Origin of the sequence: Candidatus Kaelpia aquatica, from assembly GCA_030765335.1 — a bacterium.
In the GTDB taxonomy this organism is placed as follows: Bacteria; Omnitrophota; Gorgyraeia; order Kaelpiales; family Kaelpiaceae; genus Kaelpia; species Kaelpia aquatica.
The window spans coordinates 1-4,471 of the sequence record JAVCCU010000044.1; the positions used below are offsets into that span (position 1 = coordinate 1).

Annotated in this window: 5 protein-coding genes; 3 read left to right on the forward strand and 2 right to left on the reverse strand. The window is 35.9% G+C overall.

The annotated features are described in order from the left end of the window. Positions 1-1,292, reverse strand: a 1,292-nt coding sequence (locus P9X27_06790) for a hypothetical protein (GenBank protein ID MDP8254080.1), incomplete at its 3' end; no start/stop codon positions are given. Between the two features lie 52 nt (positions 1,293-1,344). On the opposite strand from P9X27_06790, the gene P9X27_06795 reads away from it, so the two are divergent. Further along, the gene (locus P9X27_06795) at positions 1,345-1,608 is read left to right on the forward strand and encodes a helix-hairpin-helix domain-containing protein (GenBank protein ID MDP8254081.1); all 264 of its coding nucleotides are present in this window, start codon (positions 1,345-1,347) and stop codon (positions 1,606-1,608) included. Positions 1,609-1,626: 18 nt separating this feature from the next. Here the strand turns inward: P9X27_06795 and P9X27_06800 are convergent, their stop codons facing one another. After that, positions 1,627-2,907, reverse strand: a complete 1,281-nt coding sequence (locus P9X27_06800) for a class I SAM-dependent methyltransferase (GenBank protein MDP8254082.1) — start codon at positions 2,905-2,907, stop codon at positions 1,627-1,629. Positions 2,908-3,408: 501 nt separating this feature from the next. Here P9X27_06800 and P9X27_06805 point away from each other — a divergent pair. Beyond that, the gene (locus P9X27_06805) at positions 3,409-4,038 is read left to right on the forward strand and encodes a hypothetical protein (GenBank protein MDP8254083.1); all 630 of its coding nucleotides are present in this window, start codon (positions 3,409-3,411) and stop codon (positions 4,036-4,038) included. A gap of 152 nt (positions 4,039-4,190) precedes the next feature. Next, positions 4,191-4,471: hypothetical protein (locus tag P9X27_06810; protein ID MDP8254084.1), on the forward strand; the 281-nt coding region annotated here is incomplete at its 3' end.

The following is a 4,471-nucleotide window of genomic DNA, read 5'->3' on the forward strand; positions in this document are numbered from 1 at the left end:
ATCTCTTTTTCTGCCTCGTTTTTAGGCCGCAGCATTGCAATGGCTTCGGTACAAACTTCAAGAAATACGAATTTCCAGTGCATGAATTTATTTTCCATTGACACAAAACCACGTCTCATAGAATCTAACCCAGATTCTTCATGTCTACGCAGTGCTGTCATCAATGCATCTAAAGCTTTTTCTGTATCCTGCTGCATTGAGGCTATAGCCATAGGCATCCAGGTACTTTCATACCACCTTCCGTCTACAGGAAAACCTTTGGGAACTCTACAAAAATAATCTGCTAATTGCTCATCTTCCCGTGCAAGAGAAGCTATAGTATTGAGTATTAGAGCTATATCCTGAATAGGAAAAGAGTGCATATACCAACCTGGTATCAACATAGTAGTAAGAGTGCACTCAAGTCTTTCAAACCTACCTAAAGCTATAGTACCTGAATTATCCATTCCTCTAACGTCTTTCGCGAGAGGAGAATGGAAAAAATTTATTAACTCTTCGCAAAATTCTCCTGCAGTTATTGTACGTTCAGCTTTATAAGAAAATAGGAAATCATCCCATCTCTCCATAAACTCTCTACGAGGGTCATCAAAAAGATAAACAACCTTTACATCATAGGCTATAAGCTCAGAAAACTCATCGCCATCCCAAAATTCACTATCGGCACGATAGAACATCGAAAAATTAACCAATGCATATGTATCATTCTCGGGTAAAACTGAACCTGTGCTTTTTAAATAAATGTCTACATGTTTATCATATACCTCTTTAAATTTAACACGCACATTTTCAATCAGCTGACCTGGAGCAACTAAAAAAGAATCCCTTCCATGTTCTAAATAAGAATCAAACGCTCTAGAGGGAACAACTACATATCCTTTAGAGAGAATATTCTCTTCTAGCCATTTCTTGCGAGATTCAGGCGTACTACTTCCTCCATATGCAGTATCAACTTCAAAGATTGCTCCTTCTTCTATTGCTTGATTAATTATCTCCATATAAGATTCATAAGAACCTGCAGACAACTTTCTTCTTATATAGAGAGGTGATATATTCTCGGCCATCCACTGTTTAAACTCATTGTGAACGCCGTAAAGAACCGCCTCTAGAAAAGGTCTGTACGCTTGGAATTCGCTGGGATAAACATTTGGTGTAGTTTTGAATTGCATCATAACTTTAGCAAAAAAAGCCCTGGCTTCCTCTGTTGGAGAATGAACTCTACGTGCTAAGGCAAAGGAATTAAAAAATAACATACTAGCTATAATAAGTATAGTATTTCTGCTTATCTTATGCATGATTTAGCAAACCCCTTAGTATATATATGCCATATATATAGAGAAATTGCAATTGGTTAATAGTTTAATTATTAGAACAGTTATATCGCTCTCAACAGACCCTAAAGAGGCCTGGGCTAAGAGACATCCAGAGTATTTTCCTGTAAATATAAACAGAGCAGATAAGTTTAAGCTTATGCGTATACCGGGATTGGGTGAGGTTAGTGTTAAGAGAATATTAAATATAAGAAAGAGCGGGGGAAGGATTAAGAGATTAGAGGATTTAGGTAATATAGGTAAGAGGCTTAAGAAGGTGAGTGAGTATATTAGTTTTTGAGGGCAGAAAATATCTTTATTAATCCGGAATATCAATCTTAATTAACGTATAATTACCAATCTGTTCCAATTGATAAGAATTTGAATTTATACCATGTTGCTCTAGAATGCTTACTATTGATCCTTCAATCTCAGCGCGTGGCAAGCCTCTATAAGGAGAAAAAACTAAGCTCAAAAATAGCTTTCCGCCAGGCCTAGTATTTTTAATGGTCCAATTGAGAAATGCAGCCCGCTCATCATTAGAAAAATCTTGCAACACATTGATGCAAGTTGCTTTATTAAAATTCACCCTTCGCCATAACTTCCATCTACTAAGAGCTCGGGTATTGGTTATATCTAAGTCCCTCACTGAAAACGAACCGCGTTGACGGGCTACCTCAAGCATCTTCTCAGAATTATCAAATCCAAACAAATGTCGAGAAACATCATTTCCTTGTCTAAAAAATCTCACAAGATATTCAATAAAATCTCCGGTACCGACTCCAAAATCTACTAAATTATCTCTGGAATCAAAATTATCATCATCGGTAAATCCAATAAATTCTCTTGCAGCTTCGAAAATAAAGCGTGGCGTTCCGCTAAAGCGTTTTGGCTCCGGATGGTATAATGATAACCATGTATCAGTAGTTTCCCACCCTCCGCTATAAAAACGTGGTGAATATTCAATTAAATCTGTTTTATTTGCCTCTAATAACTCTAATGCCTGTGCAAAATTACCTCTTTCATCCTCTGTTGGCTGAAATCTTTCTGCCGGAATTAGTTTGGAGAACATATAAGTTGTAATGGTATATATATTGCCATCTGGCTTATAAATAAAGTTTGCCCCAAGGGAATAGAAGAAATCTGTGACGTGTTGTTCTAATTTATCAACCAGGCTCAAAATATCAGATGAAGCTGGCCCTTCTAAAGAAACACGTAAAGAATCTAGAGCTTGCAAAAGCCTGATATTCGCCAGTGTATCCAATGTTCTATCCAGGGGATCTGTAGTAAGCCCAGGCATCGTAGATAACCTATGAATGTCACCCTCTGCATATCTTCCATATCTAGCAACAATATCCATTACTTCCTGATGTAAAATACCGGAAAAATCATCAAGCAGCTTTCCTTGAGAACCATCTCTTAAAGACGCTGTCAGGACCATTAGTGGCTCGAAAAACTCACGCTCTACTCTTTCTCTATAAGTTTGAATATCCACAAAATCAGGATGCCATAAATTAGCATTTTCCCTGATTGCCTGGTGTCTTTCTAAAAAAACACTCAATTTACTGCTGAGACCATACTGACCGTCAAAAAACATCATTTCATCCAACTGACTCGATAACTCAATTAACTCGTATTCAGTTATAGTCGTTTCTTTAACCCGACGGGCGAAACAAGGCCTAGAAAATATCTGAAAACAAAATAGAATAATAAATAAAAAGGATATCCTCTTACATGTGTCTTTCAATTCCCCCCCCTGATACTTTAAAACTTATATTATAAAGTATACCCTATTTTTGCTTATAAATCAAACCAGCGGCAGGGGATATGCCAAAAAGATACACCTAAGTTATTGATGGTAAATAAATTCTGAAATAATAGTATATTCTTATAATAATTATACTTTGATATTGACAGCACCTACACATTAGAGAGAAGATATAATCAAGTTTTATTTACTTTTGGACGAAGTTACAAGGAAGTAACCGGATTAGATAAACTGAACAAATGATAGGCAATCCGGAAGGGTTGTCTTTTTTATTTCTGTGGAGGAGATGAAAACTATTGGATAGAAAAATTATTAAAAATGGGAGGGGATAAGATGAACTTTATGGCAATTTTAGCTGCAACTATATTCTGTTTTCATTCTGCGCAAGCTCTTTTTTTACAAAACAACGATCAGGCTTCATCAATGCCACTATCAAAAATAGTTGTTACATGTGGAGTGAGCGAGTCTTGTAATATGACTCTTAACGATGAAAGTTTAAAGCCTTCAGACTATTCTATTACAGAGAGCATCTCTTCCTTAAAGATGGGCTATCTGGAACATCCTTTCTTTGTTGTCACAACAGATGCAGAGGGTAATTTTTTCAACAGCGATGGAACATTGGCAGGTGAATTTGTTATGATTCAGCCAGATTGCTTACCGCAGGATATGTCTGAACTGTTTCAAACAGCCTATACGATAACCAAAGCATCAGGAGAGTCATCTACCTTAACTTCTGAAGAGTTTTTTACAGATTTTCTTCCTAAAATAGGATTTGTTGTTAAAAAGAGACTAAACGATGCATATGTTATAGCTACAGACCTTGAAAGAAAGATTTTTTTTCTTAGTGATATTACTTATGTAGAGTTTTCTGCAGAAGACAATGATGATAAGACTATAACTGAGATATATGGTTGGGGTAAGTTCTGGGGTGGTGGTGAGATTTATATCCCGGTTGAGTTTTAAGCTTTAACAACCTTCAAATTCTTATCAATATTAACAGTATTCAATATCTTTAAACATACCTAAGCAGCTGAATCTTAACGACCTACAATAGCTAATTTGTATTTTCCTTAACTATATGGCATACTTTATAAAGAGGGGGATTGGTGCAAAATATGGGAAATCTAAAGACCAAGGGGATTATTTTAATTATAGCAGGGATTACTTTATTCTCTTCTCCTGCTGATGCTAGAAGAGTGAAAACCAACGTTATAAATGAGAATCTTATTTTACGTAAAATATATAATGGATTTAGCAATCAAGAGATTGCTGAGGTCAGAATACCAAAAGAGTTTGATGTTTTTCCTAGGATCGCAGTTGATGATAATGTCTATGAACATTTTGGTAAAAATGGACTTGAGATACTTTTTAATAACATAGCTGAGGCTGTAAAAAA

What these genes read in the sequence shown, in the direction of transcription:
- P9X27_06800 (MDP8254082.1), bottom strand. Translation starts at nt 2,907, where the DNA reads ATGATGTTTTTTGACGGTCAGTATGGTCTCAGCAGTAAATTGAGTGTT.
- P9X27_06805 (MDP8254083.1), top strand. Translation starts at nt 3,409, where the DNA reads ATGAACTTTATGGCAATTTTAGCTGCAACTATATTCTGTTTTCATTCT.